This window comes from Flavobacterium ichthyis, from assembly GCF_009915155.1.
Taxonomy (GTDB): Bacteria; Bacteroidota; Bacteroidia; order Flavobacteriales; family Flavobacteriaceae; genus Flavobacterium; species Flavobacterium ichthyis.
In genome coordinates this window covers 105,409-121,713 of record NZ_JAABLM010000001.1, presented here as the reverse complement: position 1 = coordinate 121,713, position 16,305 = coordinate 105,409, and the positions used below count along the sequence as shown (strand labels likewise).

The 16,305-nt window shown below is 36.9% G+C and carries 10 protein-coding genes and 2 tRNA genes; 9 read left to right on the top strand and 3 right to left on the bottom strand.

Features of this window, described 5'->3' with window-relative positions; translation table 11 throughout:
* The first annotated feature begins 13 nt into the window (after positions 1-13).
* From mutS to GV828_RS00485, 3 genes are all read left to right on the top strand, one after another.
* Positions 14-2,620 carry a DNA mismatch repair protein MutS gene (mutS, locus tag GV828_RS00495; protein ID WP_166535509.1) on the top strand — a complete coding sequence of 869 codons (2,607 nt, stop codon included), beginning with the start codon at positions 14-16 and terminating at the stop codon, positions 2,618-2,620.
* A 161-nt stretch (positions 2,621-2,781) separates the two neighbouring features.
* Positions 2,782-2,854: transfer RNA gene (locus GV828_RS00490), tRNA-Gly, on the top strand.
* Between the two features lie 37 nt (positions 2,855-2,891).
* A tRNA-Leu gene (locus tag GV828_RS00485) sits at positions 2,892-2,977 on the top strand.
* Positions 2,978-3,437: 460 nt separating this feature from the next.
* Here the strand turns inward: GV828_RS00485 and pruA are convergent.
* Entirely contained in the window at positions 3,438-5,066 is a 1,629-nt protein-coding gene (gene pruA, locus GV828_RS00480) for an L-glutamate gamma-semialdehyde dehydrogenase (RefSeq protein ID WP_166535508.1), read from the bottom strand.
* A gap of 458 nt (positions 5,067-5,524) precedes the next feature.
* Here pruA and GV828_RS00475 point away from each other — a divergent pair, with 458 nt between their 5' ends.
* The 5 genes from GV828_RS00475 to GV828_RS00455 all read left to right on the top strand — a co-directional run bounded on the left by GV828_RS00475 (position 5,525) and on the right by GV828_RS00455 (position 13,800).
* On the top strand, positions 5,525-6,544 hold the full coding sequence (locus tag GV828_RS00475; protein WP_166535507.1) for a ligase-associated DNA damage response exonuclease: 1,020 nt from the start codon (positions 5,525-5,527) through the stop codon (positions 6,542-6,544).
* Positions 6,545-6,682: 138 nt separating this feature from the next.
* Positions 6,683-8,281, top strand: coding sequence for an ATP-dependent DNA ligase (locus GV828_RS00470; RefSeq protein ID WP_166535506.1), 1,599 nt, complete (start codon positions 6,683-6,685; stop codon positions 8,279-8,281).
* A 162-nt stretch (positions 8,282-8,443) separates the two neighbouring features.
* Positions 8,444-10,900, top strand: coding sequence for a ligase-associated DNA damage response DEXH box helicase (locus GV828_RS00465; protein ID WP_166535505.1), 2,457 nt, complete (start codon positions 8,444-8,446; stop codon positions 10,898-10,900).
* A gap of 315 nt (positions 10,901-11,215) precedes the next feature.
* Entirely contained in the window at positions 11,216-13,348 is a 2,133-nt protein-coding gene (locus GV828_RS00460; protein ID WP_166535504.1) for a S46 family peptidase, read from the top strand.
* 254 nt (positions 13,349-13,602) lie between these two features.
* Complete coding sequence (locus tag GV828_RS00455; RefSeq protein ID WP_166535503.1) at positions 13,603-13,800, top strand: hypothetical protein; 198 nt, start codon at positions 13,603-13,605, stop codon at positions 13,798-13,800.
* Positions 13,801-13,868: 68 nt separating this feature from the next.
* Here the strand turns inward: GV828_RS00455 and GV828_RS00450 are convergent, their stop codons facing one another.
* Positions 13,869-14,213, bottom strand: a complete 345-nt coding sequence (locus GV828_RS00450; protein WP_166535502.1) for a LamG domain-containing protein — start codon at positions 14,211-14,213, stop codon at positions 13,869-13,871.
* A 257-nt stretch (positions 14,214-14,470) separates the two neighbouring features.
* The gene (rsmG, locus tag GV828_RS00445) at positions 14,471-15,100 is read right to left on the bottom strand and encodes a 16S rRNA (guanine(527)-N(7))-methyltransferase RsmG (protein WP_166535501.1); all 630 of its coding nucleotides are present in this window, start codon (positions 15,098-15,100) and stop codon (positions 14,471-14,473) included.
* A gap of 107 nt (positions 15,101-15,207) precedes the next feature.
* Between rsmG and GV828_RS00440 the strand changes: the two genes are divergently transcribed.
* The gene (locus GV828_RS00440; protein WP_166535500.1) at positions 15,208-16,302 is read left to right on the top strand and encodes a fatty acid desaturase family protein; all 1,095 of its coding nucleotides are present in this window, start codon (positions 15,208-15,210) and stop codon (positions 16,300-16,302) included.
* The last annotated feature ends 3 nt before the right edge of the window (positions 16,303-16,305 follow it).

Sequence of the window (16,305 nt, the reverse complement as noted above, 5' to 3'; positions counted from 1 at the left end):
TTCCCAAAACGCCTTGGCTACAAAAGATAAATCTCCCAAAGAAACCCCGTTGATGAAACAATACAACGAAATTAAGAGCAAATATCCCGATGCTTGTTTGCTTTTTAGAGTAGGAGATTTTTACGAAACCTTTGGCGAAGATGCCGTTCGGGCTGCAAAAATTTTAGGAATTGTATTGACCAAACGTGGGGCAGGTTCCGAAACCGAAACGGCTTTGGCTGGATTTCCGCATCATTCACTTAATACCTATTTGCCAAAATTGGTAAAAGCAGGACTTCGAGTGGCAATTTGCGACCAACTTGAAGACCCGAAAATGACCAAAACCATTGTAAAACGTGGCGTGACAGAATTGGTCACGCCTGGAGTTGCCATGAATGATGAGGTTTTACAAAGTAACTCCAATAATTTTTTGGCGTCGGTTTATTTTGGTAGAAAAAATATCGGGATTTCATTCTTAGATGTTTCCACCGGAGAATTCCTGACTTCGCAAGGAAATGAAGAGTATATCGACAAATTATTACAAAATTTTGCACCAAGCGAAATATTAGTTCCAAAGGACAATAAATCCGAATTTAAAGAAAAATTTGGCGAAGATTTTAATACCTTTTATTTAGAAGATTGGATTTACAAGCAAGATTATGCCGAAGAATCATTAACCAATCACTTTCAAACCAACTCTTTAAAAGGTTTTGGTGTAGAAGAATTAACAGAAGGAATTATTGCCTCGGGAGCCGTTTTATATTACCTTTCGGAAACGCAACACAATAAAATTCAACACATTACAGCAATTCATCGTATCGCTGAAGATGCTTATGTTTGGATGGATCGTTTTACCATCAGAAATTTAGAATTGTATCATAGTTACAATCCAAATGCGGTAACGTTGCTGGATGTAATTGACAAAACTATTTCACCGATGGGAGGAAGATTGCTCAAACGTTGGCTTGCGCTTCCGCTGAAAGACCTCAATAAAATAAAGGGACGACATGAGGTTGTGTCGTACCTGCAAGAAAACTATGACATTCTCAAAACATTTCAACAGCAAATCAAACAAATTTCTGACCTTGAAAGATTAATTTCCAAAATCGCTGCCGGAAAAGTTTCGCCTCGTGAGGTGGTTTTGCTCTGCGAATCTTTGGAAGCTATTATTCCCATAAAAAATTTGGCGCTTCAGAGTAAAAACGAGGCATTGAAAGTAATTGGCGATAGTTTGCACAGTTGTGATTTGCTTCGCGAAAAAATAAAAACCACTCTTAATCCGGAAGCTCCTGTTGCCATCAACAAAGGAAATGCGATTGCCAAAGGAATTCATCCGGAATTAGATGATTTGCGTGCCATTTCTACTTCTGGAAAAGAATATTTGGAAGCAATAGAACGAAGGGAAAGCGAAAAAACAGGTATTTCTTCTCTAAAAATTTCGTTCAATAATGTATTTGGTTATTACATAGAAGTGCGAAATACCCACAAAGATAAAGTACCGGAAGACTGGATTCGCAAGCAAACTTTGGTCAATGCCGAACGTTACATTACCGAAGAATTAAAAGAATATGAAGCCAAAATTTTAGGTGCTGAAGAAAAAATTCAGCAACTTGAAAGTCAAATATTCGAGCAGTTAATCGCTTGGATGGCAACGTACATTAAACCTGTTCAATTGAACGCTAATTTGGTAGCGCAACTCGACTGCCTCACTTCATTTACACAATTGGCAATCGAAAATAAATTTGTACGTCCAGAAATTACGGATTCTTTTAACTTAGAAATAAAAAATGGTCGTCATCCTGTTATCGAAAAACAATTGCCGGTTGGCGTTCCATATATTGCCAACGATGTTCTTTTGAATACTGAAAATCAGCAAATTATTATGATTACAGGTCCGAATATGTCTGGTAAATCAGCCATTTTGCGACAAACCGCATTGATTGTTTTGCTGGCGCAAATGGGTTGTTTTGTTCCAGCGGAATCGGCAAAAATTGGTCTGGTTGATAAAATTTTTACTAGAGTAGGAGCAAGTGATAATATTTCTATGGGCGAATCCACTTTTATGGTGGAAATGAACGAAACGGCTTCCATTTTGAATAATCTTTCTAACAGAAGTTTGGTTTTATTAGACGAAATCGGCCGAGGAACCAGTACTTATGATGGAATTTCAATTGCTTGGGCAATCGCCGAATATCTTCATGAACATCCCGGAAAACCTAAAACATTATTTGCCACACATTACCACGAATTAAATGAAATGACGGAAATTTTTGAGCGCATTAAAAATTTCAATGTTTCGGTAAAAGAATTAAAAGACAATGTTTTGTTTCTTAGAAAATTGGTTGAAGGCGGGAGTGCTCATAGTTTCGGGATTCATGTAGCTAAAATGGCTGGAATGCCACAAACTGTGGTGGCAAAAGCACAGAAATTACTCAAAAAATTAGAAAAAGACCACGGAGGCGAAGTTTTGCACGGCATCAAAAACCAAAAAGAGGAAATGCAATTGAGTATTTTTAATCTTGATGATCCACTTTTGGAAGAAATTAAAGAAGAAATTTTGAATTTAGACATCAATACACTAACGCCTGTAGAAGCTTTAATGAAACTCAATGAAATCAAAAGAATGCTGACGAAGAAATAAATTACATTACTATAAAATTATTTTTGATTGCATCTTTCTTTTTATCAATTGGTTATGTTTTTTAGGTGTTTTTTTTGAAGAAAGTATTTGTATAATTAAAGAATTGTATTAAATTTGCATCCGCAATACGGTTGAAGTATTGATGTTCTTATAAAGATAATGCGAAAATAGCTCAGTTGGTAGAGCGCGACCTTGCCAAGGTCGAGGTCGCGGGTTCGAGCCCCGTTTTTCGCTCTGTTTTTAAAATAAAATATTTTACTTTTGTAAAAACGCTCGGATGGTGAAATTGGTAGACACGCTGGACTTAAAATCCAGTGAACAGCAATGTTCGTGCGGGTTCAAGTCCCGCTCTGAGTACAAAGCCCGTAATGAAAATTACGGGCTTTTTTTATGGTCAAAGAAAATTTTGAATACTGTGCGGGTTCTTCCGAAGCTTCGGAACCGCTCTGAGTAAAAAGCCCGTAATGAAAATTACGGGCTTTTTTTATGGTCAAAGAAAATTTTGAATACCGTGCGGGTTCTTCCGAAGCATCGGAACCGCTCTGAGTACAAAGCCGGTAATGAAAATTACGGGCTTTTTTTATGGTCAAAGAAAATTTTGAATACTGTGCGGGTTCTTCCGAAGCTTCGGAACCGCTCTGAATACAAAGCCCGTAATGAAAATTATGGGCTTTTTTTATGGTCAAAGAAAATTTTGAATACTGTGCGGGTTCTTCCGAAGCTTCGGAACCGCTCTGAGTACAAAGCCCGAAATGAAAATTACGGTTTTTTTATACTCAAAGTTGCTACTGATAACTAAAAAACTCACCTCTCAAAATTATTCTCCCAAAAACGGATATCTATAATCTACTGGAGTTACAAAAGTTTCCTTAATGGTTCTTGGCGAAACCCATCGCAATAAATTTTGCATTGAACCCGCTTTATCATTTGTCCCCGAAGCTCTTGCTCCTCCAAACGGTTGCATTCCTACAACAGCTCCTGTTGGTTTGTCATTGATATAAAAATTTCCAGCACTGTTTTCCAAAGCCTTTGTAGCTTCGGTAATTGCATAACGGCAAGTGCTGAAAACCGCACCAGTTAACGCATATTCCGAAGTTTCGTCAACTAATTTTAAAGTTTCGCTCCATTTTTCATCCTCATAAACATAAATGGTAATCACAGGTCCAAACAATTCTGTTTCCATCGTTTTATATTTTGGATTTGTGGTTAAAATTACAGTTGGTTCCACAAAATATCCTTTCGATTTATCGTAATTTCCGCCAACCACAATTTCTGCATCTGCATCTTTTTTCGCTTGCTCAATGTAACTAGCCAACTTATCGAATGAACTTTCGTGAATAACGGCTGTAATAAAATTCCCAAAGTCTTCCGGAGAACCCATTTTCATCGAGTTTACATCAGTAATAATTTGCTCTCGTACTTCATTCCACATGCTTTTTGGCACATAAGCTCTTGAAGCCGCCGAACATTTTTGCCCTTGAAATTCAAATGCTCCACGAACAATTCCGGTAGAAACTTGTTTCGGATTGGCGCTTGGATGTGCAATGATAAAATCTTTTCCTCCAGTTTCTCCCACGATTCTTGGATACGTTTTATAATGGTTGATTTTGGTGCCAATTTTACCCCAAATACCTTTAAAAACGTGAGTTGATCCTGTAAAATGAATTCCTGCAAAATCACGACTTTCTAAAATAGTATTCGTAATCATTTCGGCATCACCAAAAACCACATTAATCACACCATCCGGAACTCCAGCTTCTTTAAAAATATCAATAATTACTTTCGCCGAAAAAACTTGGCTATCACTTGGTTTCCACACCACCACATTTCCCATCATTGCTGCACTTGCAGGTAAATTTCCGGAAATTGCAGTAAAGTTAAAAGGTGTAATTGCATATACAAAACCTTCCAAAGGTCTGTATTCCACACGATTCCACATCGATGGGTCAGAATTCGGCTGATCGTCATAAATCTGCGTCATAAACTCCACGTTAAAGCGCAAAAAGTCAATAAATTCGCACGCCGCATCAATTTCTGCTTGGTGAATATTTTTCGACTGTGCAATCATCGTTGCCGCATTAATTTTCGCTCGGTAAGGTCCGGCAACCAGTTCGGCTGCTTTCAAAAAAATTGCCGCACGTTGTTCCCAGGGCATTGCAGCCCAATTTTTTCTCGCTTCTAAAGCATTAGCAATCGCTTTTTCCACATGACTTTTTTCCGCCAAATGATACTTTCCAACCACATGTTGGTGATCATGAGGAGCCGTCATATTTTTAGTATTTCCCGTCTTAATTTCTTCGCTACCAATGTACAATGGCACCTCAATTTTCTCGTTCCACATTTTTTGGTAAGCTTCCGAAACTGCTTTGCGTTCCGGTGTATTCGGGGCATAAGATTTTACCGGTTCATTCACCGCTTTTGCCACATGAAAAATTCCTTTCGGCATATTTTAAATTTTTAAGAATTATCAAAATTTTGCTCCCAAAGATACAAAATCGTTATCTAAAACAGAAAAACACAGCTTCACAATACATTATTAATTTTTAGGAGCACAATCGTTCTCGCAATATTTAATCGTCGTTCCCGCTTTCCGCTACAATCTCCCGCAAAAAAAAGCGGGAGGATTTCCGCTTCTCCCGAAGCTTCGGGACGGGGCTAAAACCAAGGTCTGGTGATTTAGAAAGAAAATTCCAATAAAAAAATTCTAAATCCCAACATCATTAACTTCTTAATGTTTCAAAAAAAATTCATTTTCAAAAAAAACTCCATTTTCTGTACTCTATGCTTCAAACTCCAAAACTAATTACTCCAAACTTCCGATTAAAAAAGTTAAACTTCCCACAATTCATTTCCAAAAAATGAAATCTAACCTTAAATTTATAAACAAGAATTTTTCTCGAAAAAATGAAACAACCGCTGCTCGCTTTCAACGATAAAGGAATTTATTGCCATCAAGCTGATGTTTATCTCGATCCTTGGCGTCCCGTGAAAAACGCCATTATCACTCACGGCCATTCAGATCATTCCAGATTCGGGCATCAAAATTATATCACGCATCACACTAATGTTCCTATTATCCGCCATCGTTTGGGAGAAATCAACGTCACCGGAAAAAATTGGAACGAAACCTTTACCATTAACGGCGTAAAATTTTCGCTTCATCCTGCAGGTCATATCATTGGTTCGGCACAAATTCGGGTTGAATATAAAGGCGAAGTTTGGGTTTTCACCGGAGATTACAAAACCGAAGATGATGGGATTGCCACTCCTTACGAAGTTGTCAAATGCCATGCTTTTATTACTGAATGTACCTTTGGATTACCCGCTTTTAAATGGACACCACAACAAGAAGTGTTTGCCGACATCAATAATTGGTGGGCCGAAAATAAATCTAATGGTCGAACCTCGGTTTTATTTGGTTACACATTGGGGAAAGCACAACGGTTGCTCAAATACCTCGACACTTCCATCGGCAAAATATACACCCATGGAGCCGTCGAAAATATGACGCAAGTATTACGACCATTAATCGATTTACCCCCCACAACCTTAATCACCCGCGAAACAAAAAAAGAAGAAATTTTGGGTAATATCGTCATTGCGCCACCAAGTGCTCATGGAAGTATTTGGATTAGAAAAATGACACCATTTGTCACCGGAACCGCAAGCGGCTGGATGGCATTTCGTGGTGCAAGACGACGCAGAGCAATTGACAGAGGATTTGTATTAAGCGATCACTGTGATTGGCAAAGTTTGCTGGAAAGCATCAAAGCCACCGGAGCCGAAAAAATTATTTGTACCCACGGTTATTCGGATATTTTTTCTCGTTACCTTCAAGAATTAGGGTACGATGCCCGAACCGCAAATACTCAATACGAAGGAGAATCTGGCGAAATGGAAAGTAAAAGTGAGGAAAGAGAATAGATGTAAGATTAAGAAGAAAGAGAAAAGAAGAAAGAGAAAAGTGAAAGAATTTTGTGACTTCGCTCCAAAAGCTTCGAGATTAGTGAAAAACAAAAACTTAGCAACTTTGAAACTTAGTTACTTAGTAACTTAAAGAAAATGAAAAATTTTGCCAACCTTATAAAAACCCTCGATAGTTCCAACAAAACATCTGTAAAGGTGGAAGCCTTGACCGAATATTTCAAAAATGCTTCTGATACAGATAAAGTATGGACCATCGCTATTTTGTCTCATCGTCGTCCACCACGTCCGGTAAACACCACTTTACTGCGATTATGGGCAAATGAGCTGGCACAAATTCCCTTATGGTTGTTTGAAGAAAGTTACCACATTGTCGGCGATTTAGCCGAAACCATCGCGTTAATCATTCCGGCTGGAGAAAATCATTTCGAGAAATCGCTCTCAGAATTTGTGGAAGAAATCATCGAACTCAAGAAAAAATCCGACGAAGAAAAACGCGAGTATCTTCACGAGAATTGGCTCACGCTCAACTATTACGAACGCTTTGTTTTTACCAAGTTAATTACCGGAAGTTTTCGAATTGGCGTAAGCCAGAAATTAATGACCAGAGCTCTTTCCAAAGCAACAAGAGTGGATGAAGATGTTTTGGCGTACAAATTAATGGGTGATTGGAATCCACAAAAAATTTCGTTTCAGGAATTGGTAATTGATGAAAAAAACAGCGATTATCTCTCTAAACCTTATCCTTTTTTCCTGGCTTATCCCGTGGAAGGTGATGTGCAAAATTTGGGAAACCCCGAAGATTGGATCGTGGAACACAAATGGGATGGCATACGGTCGCAAACTATTTTCCGTGAAGGCGAAATTTATATTTGGAGTCGAGGCGAAGAATTGGTTACCGATAAATATCCAGAAATTCAAGAACTCAAAGCAATTATCCCTGATGGAACTGTGATTGATGGCGAAATACTTCCGTTTCTTAATGGCGAAATTGGCACTTTTAACGACCTCCAAACTAGAATTGGCCGAAAAAATGTATCGGCTTCGGTTCTAAAAAAATCGCCTATCATCATCAGAGCCTACGATTTACTTGAATGGCAAGGGGAAGATATTCGGAATTTACCTTTAATCGAACGACGAAAATTGTTAGAAGAACTATTTTTAAAATTGGATAAAAATTTACCCATTCAGCTTTCGCAGAGATTTTCCTTTAATTCTTGGGAACAAATTGGCGAAGAAAGGATGAAATCACGAGAAATGAAAAGCGAAGGATTAATGCTCAAACATAAACTTTCAACCTATCAAGTTGGACGAAAAAAAGGCGATTGGTGGAAATGGAAAGTCGAGCCGTTGAGTATTGATGCGGTTTTAACTTATGCGATGAGAGGTCACGGACGACGGTCAAATTTGTTCACCGATTACACTTTTGCCTTGTGGCAAAATAACGAAAACGGCGAACGTGAATTGGTCACTTTTGCCAAAGCCTATTCTGGTTTAACCGATGCCGAATTTAGGATGGTCGATGATTTTATAAAAAAAAATACGCTCGAACGTTTTGGTCCTGTGAGAAGCGTGACACCAAAATTAGTTTTTGAAATTGGTTTCGAAGGCATTTCTTTTTCTAATCGACATAAAAGCGGTGTTGCCACTCGTTTCCCCAGAATTTTGCGTTGGCGAACCGATAAAAAAATTGACGAAGCAAATTCAATAGATGATTTGAAAAGTATGATTGTTTAGTAGGGCGAAGAAGAAAGAAAAAAGAATAAAGAAACAAGAAATTTGCGACTTAGCGCCTTTGCAAGATGTAATTTAGATTTAGTCGCCAAAGCTTTGCGTCCCGAAGCTTCGGGATTGCGAAAAACTTTGTGGTCTTTGCGGTTAATTTTAAAAAACTTTTAAATGAACATAGAACAACTTTTTGACTTGGCAAATAACTGGTTCCATCAACAAGGCTGGAAACCTTTTCCGTTTCAAACACAAACGTGGAAGGCTTTTTTGCAAGGAAAAAATGGATTACTTAACGCTCCAACAGGAAGCGGAAAAACTTACGCGTTATGGTTACCAATTGTTCTCGATTACATCAAAAAAAATCCTGATTATCTAAACAAAAAAAAATCCGGACTCAAAGCCATTTGGATTACGCCTTTGCGAGCGCTTTCGGTAGAAATTAAACAATCAGCCGAACGTGTGGTGAACGACTTAAATCTTGGAATGACGGTAGGAATTCGTTCTGGCGATACAACCGCAGGTGAACGTGCCAGGCAAAAAGATAAAATGCCTGATTTATTGGTTACCACACCCGAAAGTTTACAGTTATTATTAGCTTCAAAAGGTTACGAAAAAATTTTTAAAGATTGTTCTGCTATTGTAGTTGATGAATGGCACGAATTATTAGGCACAAAACGGGGCGTTCAAACGGAATTAGCACTTTCCCGACTTAAAACAATCGCTCCAAAAATGCGTATTTGGGGAATTTCTGCCACCATTGGAAATCTGGAACAAGCCCGTCAAGTTTTATTGGGAATTGGTTCCGAAGCCTTTAATAATTCGGTGTTAATAAAAGCTTCAATGCATAAAAAAATAAACGTGATTTCTGTCATTCCAGATAAGATCGAAACTTATCCGTGGCGAGGACACATGGGTTTGCACCTCATTGACGAAGTTGCAAAAATCATCAAAAAAAGTCGCACGACGCTTTTGTTTACTAACGTTCGATCGGCTTGCGAATTATGGTTCCAGCGCTTGTTAGAAAAATATCCGGAATTTGCCGGAGAAATGGCAATGCACCACGGTAGCATCAATCGCGAAACCCGACTTTGGGTGGAACAAGCCATTCGGGATGAAGAATTAAAAGTTGTAGTTTGTACTTCGAGTTTGGATTTAGGTGTAGATTTTGCTCCGGTGGAAACGATCATTCAGGTTGGCGGTCCCAAAGGTGTTGCGCGATTTTTGCAACGTGCCGGACGAAGCGGTCACCAACCCGGGAAAGAAAGTAATATTTATTTTTTGGCAACACATTCCATCGAGTTGATTGAAGCTTCGGCTTTAAAAAAAGCAGTCGAAAATACCGTTGTTGAAGACCGCATTCCGTACCTGAATAGTTGGGATGTTTTGGTACAATACCTGAATACTTTGGCGGTTTCCGATGGATTTTTTCCAAAGGAAATTTATGAAGAAGTCAAAAAAACTTTTTGCTATCAAGGAATTACAAATGAAAATTGGCAATGGATTTTAAATTTTATCGTTCGCGGAAGCCAGAGTTTGCAAGCTTATGACGAATATAAAAAAGTGGAAATCGAGGAAGACGGTCGTTTTAAAATTAATAGCAGGATGATTGCCATGCACCATCGAATGCAAATTGGAACTATTGTGGGAGATGCCGTGATGAACGTTAAATTTTTAGGCGGTAGTTTTATAGGAACGATTGAAGAATGGTTTGTTTCAAAACTAAAGCCAGGCGACGTTTTTACTTTTGCCGGAAAAAAATTAGAATTATACGCCATTAAAAATATGCAGGTTTTAGTGAAAAAATCTGATACAAAAACTGCAAAAATTGTAAGTTGGATGGGTGGAAGATTGGCGCTTTCGGCACAAATGAGCGAATTATTACGGCAAGAATTATATAAAGCTAACACGCCAAATTTAACCCCAGAATTACAAGCGATGCAACCTACTTTTAATCGGCAACGAAAAGAATCAATTGTACCAAATGTCAATGAATTTTTGATTGAAACATTTAAAACACGAGAAGGTTTTCATGCCCTATTTTATCCGTTTGAAGGTAGATTTGTACATGAAGCTTTGGCAAGTTTGCTGGCCTATCGTATTAGTTTGCTTTCACCAATAAGTTTTTCGTTGGCCTACAATGATTATGGATTTGAGTTGCTGTCGGATCAGCAGGTTGATATGCAAATGGTGTTGGACAACAATTTATTTTCAATAGATTATGTGCATGATGATTTACAAAAAAGCTTGAATGCTACCGAAATGGCAAGGAGAAAATTTAGGGATATTGCAGTGATTTCGGGGCTGGTTTTTACGGGTTTTCCTGGTAAATTGATTAAAACGAAACATTTGCAAAGCAGTTCACAATTATTATTTGAAGTTTTCCGGGATTATGAACCTGACAATTTATTGTTTCAGCAAGCGTATCGTGAAACTTTTGAGCATCAATTAGAAGAAGGTCGATTATTACAGGCTTTGGAACGAATTAACAGCCAAGAAATTATTTGGAAACAAACGCAAAAACCCACGCCGTTCAGCTTTCCGATTATCACGGATCGACTTCGGGAAAAATTATCCAGCGAAACCTTAGCCGAAAGAATTAAGAAAATGACGGCTTCTTATATGAAGTGATTGGAGATGTTGTAATTCTCGATTTATGAGGTTTGGTCTTTAATTTTTCGGTTCTTCTTTATTATCGCTCTTCCCAGAAGTTTCCAAGAAAACACCAACCTTTCTCCTTTAGCCCCGATTGTAGTGGAAATCCTTTTTTTAATTTAACAAAATTGAAAAAAGATTGTAGCGGAAAGCGGGAATTGCTTTTCCTGAAAATGCCTGTCTCGACGCTTCATGATTGCTCCTAAAAAAAATACCGAAATCGTTAAAATGCGAGCATTATTGTGCAAAAATCGTAACTTGCGACCACTATAAACTTCAATAATTAGCGAAATGAAATTTTTAAGATTACTGCTTCTTTTGGTTTTTTTGCCAGTTAATGCCCAACAAGGAGGCATGTGGATTCCGTCACTTTTAAAAGGGATGAACGAAAAGGAGATGAAAAATTTGGGGATGAAAATGTCGGCCTCAGATATTTATGATGTGAATAAATCGAGTTTGAAAGATGCGGTTCCGCAGTTTAACGGCGGTTGTACTTCGGAAGTAATATCGGATCAGGGGCTTTTATTAACGAACCATCATTGTGGTTATGGTGAAATCCAGTCACATTCTACCGTGGAACATGATTACTTAACGAACGGTTTTTGGGCGATGCGAAAAGAAGATGAGTTGCCAAATGCTGATTTGGAGGTAACTTTTATCGTGAAAATTGAAGATGTGACCTCGCAGGTTTTAGAAGGCGTTGCCGGAATTTCGAGCGAGGCTGACAAGAATAAAAAAATTCAGCAAAATATTACGTTGGTGACTAAAAATTTTCCGAAAGAAGATTGGCAGGAAAACCGTGTGAGGACTTTTTATGAAGGCAATCAATACATTTTATTTGTGGTAGAAAGTTATCCGGATGTGCGATTGGTTGGAGCGCCACCGTCGTCTATTGGAAAATTTGGATCGGACACGGACAATTGGGTTTGGCCACGACATACGGGAGATTTTTCGTTGTTTAGAATTTATGCTGACAAAAATAATCGTCCGGCAAAATACAGCAAAGACAACGTACCATACAAACCGAAACATTTTTTTCCGGTATCAATTAAAGGTGTCAAAGAAAATGATTTTACGATGGTTTTTGGTTATCCCGGAAGAACCACGGAATATTTGCCAAGTGTGGCGGTGGAGCAAATTGTGAATAGCTTGAATCCAGCGAAAATTGAAGTTCGTGATCGCGCTTTGAAAGCCACAGATGCTTTTATGCGAAAAGATAACGCGATTAAAATTCAATATGCTTCGAAATATGCCAGTATTGCCAATTATTGGAAAAAATGGATTGGCGAAACCCAAGGTTTGAAAAAATCTAATGCGGTGGCGATTAAGAAAAATTTTGAAAAAGATTTTTTGGCGAAAGCTCAAAAAGCTGGAAAACAAGCGGAATACGGCAATTTATTTACTGATTTTGAAAAATATTACAACGAAATTGCACCATATTCTTTAGCCCGTGATTATTTTATGGAAGTGGTGATGCGAAATACTGAATTGCTTTCGGCGGGTTACAGATTGTATCAGTTAGAGCAAATTTATAATATGCGAGGCGAACAGTCTTTTACTGATAGAAAAAATAATTTGGTTGCCGGAATGGGCGATTTTTATAAAGATTTTAATGCTCAAGTTGACGAAAAAGTTTTTGAAGGTTTGATTGAATTGTATGCGACAAAAGTTCCACAACAATTTGTACCTGTTTCTTTAAAAAATGTGGATTATAAAAAATTGACTTCAGAAATTTACAGTCAGTCAAAACTAACAAGTTATAACGGTTTTAAAGAATTGTTGGAAGGCGATGCCAAAACGGTTTTAGCAAAATTAAATGCCGACAAAGGTGTTCAGGTAGTGAAAGCCATCAGCGATATTTTCTTTGCGGATGTGAATCCAAAATATGAAGAAATTAATTTAAAAATTGCGGCTTTGCAACGCACGTACATGAAAGGAATTTTAGAATTAAGTCCCAAAGAAGCCAGAATTTTCCCGGACGCTAATAGTACACTTCGTGTGACTTATGGAAAAGTACAAGGTTACAACCCAAGCGATGCCGTAACCTATGACCACACGACTTACTTAGAAGGTGTGATGGAAAAATATGTTCCGGGAGATTATGAGTTTGATGTTCCAGCAAAACTAATTGAACTTTACAACAAGAAGGATTACGGAAGATATGGCAAAAACGGAAAATTGGCGGTAAATTTTATTGGAACCAATCACACCACAGGAGGAAACTCGGGAAGTCCTGCAATTGATGCTAAAGGAAACTTGATTGGACTAAATTTTGACCGAGTTTGGGAAGGAACGATGAGTGATATTTATTACGATCCAGCAATTTGCAGAAATATTATGGTTGATATGCGATACGTATTGTTTGTCATCGATAAATTTGCTGGCGCAAAACACTTGGTTGACGAGATGAAAGTGGTTGAATAATTCTCAAAATTTTTAATTTGGATTAGCAAAGGAATAATTTTAGCGATGATTTATTCCGAAGTTTGAAAACAAGAGTATATTTTGTAAGAATAAATATACAATTAATTTTTTAAATTAAAATTCAAAACTTTGTAAATCAATTAGTTATTTAATTTTTAAAAAATAGAAAAAAATATTTCGATAAATATTTTAAGATATTAAAAAATTTATATCTTTGCTCCGAATTAATAATTAACCTTTATAATTTTAGTAAGATGAAAAAAGTTGTATTTAGCCTTGCATTAGTTGCGTCTATGGCATTTGTTTCTTGTAAAGAAACTGCAAAAGAAGAAGCTCCAGTTGTTGAAGAAACTACTGTAGTTGAAGAAACTCCAGCTGTTGATGCTGCTCCTGCAGTTGATACTGTTGCTGTTGACACTGTTGCTGCTCCTGCTGCTGCTCCAGCTAACTAATCAAGTATTAGACAGAAAAAATAAGCCTCGCATTGCGAGGTTTTTTTTTGCTAGTTTTTTGATAAAAATTAGTCTGCAAAAATATCGGCTCCGGTAAAATCGAGGATTTCTGCTTTAGGAACATACAACCGCACTTCGTTAATTCCTTTTTCGAGACGCAAAGCCGTATTAAATTTTCTACTTGTGGCATATACTTTATCATGAATGATCAAACGGTAGAAAAATTTTCCAGATGAGGTTTTAAACTTCATGCAAAATGCGTTTTCCGCATTTTGTTGGATAATTTCAATATCGGCTTCAATATCCATTTTTAATTCATAAGTGGCACTTGTAAAGATAATTTTCCCTTTTCTAGAATTGTAGGTAAATTTATAATGATCTTCATCTTTTTGTGTGATGACAAATGCTCCCATGAAATATTTTTTAAGAAGGCTAAAAATAAGAAAATTTAAAGTCCCGTTTTGTTTTAAAAATTAAAAAAGTATTTTTTAAGTCAGTTCGTTCAGCAACATATTAACAAACGAACACCATTTTAACCACTGCCAATTTTTCTTTAAACCGTTTTCCAAACGTTGCGCCATATTATTCTTCAAGCAGAAGATAAAAATCCAAATTGACTTGGGTTCTGTTTTTCAGAATTTGGAGATTGAAAAATTTGAATTTCGTTTGGCTAAACTTTGTATTTCAACGGCAAATAAACTACTTTTTTGGTTTCAAAAAATTCATTGTCGAAAAAATCAGAAATAGGAAATTGAACGTTTTTTGGAAAATCTTTTAATTCTTGGCTCAAATCGCCGCCTTTGAGGTATAAAATTCCGTTGTGAAATTCATGACGGTTTTCTTTTTTGATTTTATTTTTAATCCAAGAATAAAAATCAGGCATATTGGTGACGGCACGACTCACTATAAAGTCGAATTTTTCTTCAACGTTTTCAGCACGTTTTTGTTCTGCTCGTATATTTTTTAGTTCCAAAGCATCTGCAATTGCTTGAACCACTTTTATTTTTTTGGCAATTACATCAATTAAATAAAAATTGGTTTCTGGAAATAAAATGGCCAATGGAACGCCAGGAAATCCGCCACCTGTTCCCACATCTAATACGGAACTTTCCGGCACAAATTCCATCACTTTTGCAATAGCAAGCGAATGAAGTACATGTTTAGTATAAAGTTCGTCTATATCTTTTCTAGAAATGACATTAATTTTAGCATTCCAATCTTGGTATAAGTCGTACAGTTTTCCAAATTGTTGTACTTGATTTTCAGACAGGTTGGGAAACTGTTTGAGGATTTCTTCCATTTCACAAATTTTCCACAAAAATACTCTTTTAGTTGATAAAAAATGACGATTATCAAGTTTTAAAAAATTATAATAAGTACATTTGAGCAAATTTTCTAGAATTATATATGAATACCACAACACCTACATTTTCAACAAGAGATAGTTTAAAATTTTTTAGAACATTAAACAGTCGGGTGAACAATTATTTTAAAGAAAATAACCTTCAAAAAACCGGAAACTGGAAACTTCACCTCAAAGCATTTGTGATGTTTTCTATTTTTCTCACGCCATATTTTTTCATTTTATCGATGGATATGCCTTTTTGGTTGATGCTTTTATTATCGATAGTCATTGGAATTGGGATGGCTGGCGTTGGGATGAATGTGATGCATGACGGGAATCATGGATCTTATTCCAATAAAAAATGGCTAAACAAAATTATGGGCGGCAGTATTTATATTTTGGCTGGAAATGTTTACAATTGGCAAGTACAGCATAATGTTTTGCATCATACTTATACGAACATTCACGGTCATGACGAAGATTTAGATGCCGGAAAAATAATTCGTTTTACAGAAAAAGCAAAATGGAGACGTTTTCATAAATTTCAACACTTTTATTCCATATTTTTATATGGACTTTTAACGTTTAACTGGTCAATCACTACTGATTTTATTCAGATGAAGCGTTACTTAGGCAGAAAATTATCGTACGGAGAATTTAAAAGTCCAGTAATAAGGTGGACCACGTTAATTATTACCAAAGTGATTTATTTTTCGATTTGGTTGGTAATCCCAATGGTTTTAGGAATCGTTTGGTGGAAAGTGATTTTAGGATTTTTAGTGATGCATTATACCGCGGGATTAATTTTGAGCGTGGTATTTCAGTTAGCACACGTAGTCGAAGAAACAGCTAATCCTGAACCCAATGAAAACGGTGAAATTGAAAATACTTGGGCGATTCACCAACTGTACACCACGGCAAATTTTGCTCCAAAAAATAAAATTGTAAATTATTACACCGGAGGATTAAACCACCAAATTGAGCATCATATTTTTCCAAATATCAGCCACATCCATTACGATAAAATTGCAAAAATCGTCAAAGAAACCGCTCAAGAATTTAATTTGCCGTATTATGAATTTAATACCATGCGAGGCGCTGTGATGGCTCATTTCAAACATTTAAAAGATTTGGGACAAAAACCTGCACTTGCCTAAAAA

Bases quoted from the DNA above. Each gene is read 5' to 3' on its own strand.
- rsmG (WP_166535501.1), bottom strand. From the start codon at position 15,100: ATGGAAGAAATCCTCAAACAGTTTCCCAACCTGTCTGAAAATCAAGTA.
- GV828_RS00465 (WP_166535505.1), top strand. From the start codon at position 8,444: ATGAACATAGAACAACTTTTTGACTTGGCAAATAACTGGTTCCATCAA.
- GV828_RS00450 (WP_166535502.1), bottom strand. From the start codon at position 14,213: ATGGGAGCATTTGTCATCACACAAAAAGATGAAGATCATTATAAATTT.
- pruA (WP_166535508.1), bottom strand. From the start codon at position 5,066: ATGCCGAAAGGAATTTTTCATGTGGCAAAAGCGGTGAATGAACCGGTA.
- GV828_RS00475 (WP_166535507.1), top strand. From the start codon at position 5,525: ATGAAACAACCGCTGCTCGCTTTCAACGATAAAGGAATTTATTGCCAT.
- GV828_RS00470 (WP_166535506.1), top strand. From the start codon at position 6,683: ATGAAAAATTTTGCCAACCTTATAAAAACCCTCGATAGTTCCAACAAA.
- GV828_RS00455 (WP_166535503.1), top strand. From the start codon at position 13,603: ATGAAAAAAGTTGTATTTAGCCTTGCATTAGTTGCGTCTATGGCATTT.
- GV828_RS00440 (WP_166535500.1), top strand. From the start codon at position 15,208: ATGAATACCACAACACCTACATTTTCAACAAGAGATAGTTTAAAATTT.
- GV828_RS00460 (WP_166535504.1), top strand. From the start codon at position 11,216: ATGAAATTTTTAAGATTACTGCTTCTTTTGGTTTTTTTGCCAGTTAAT.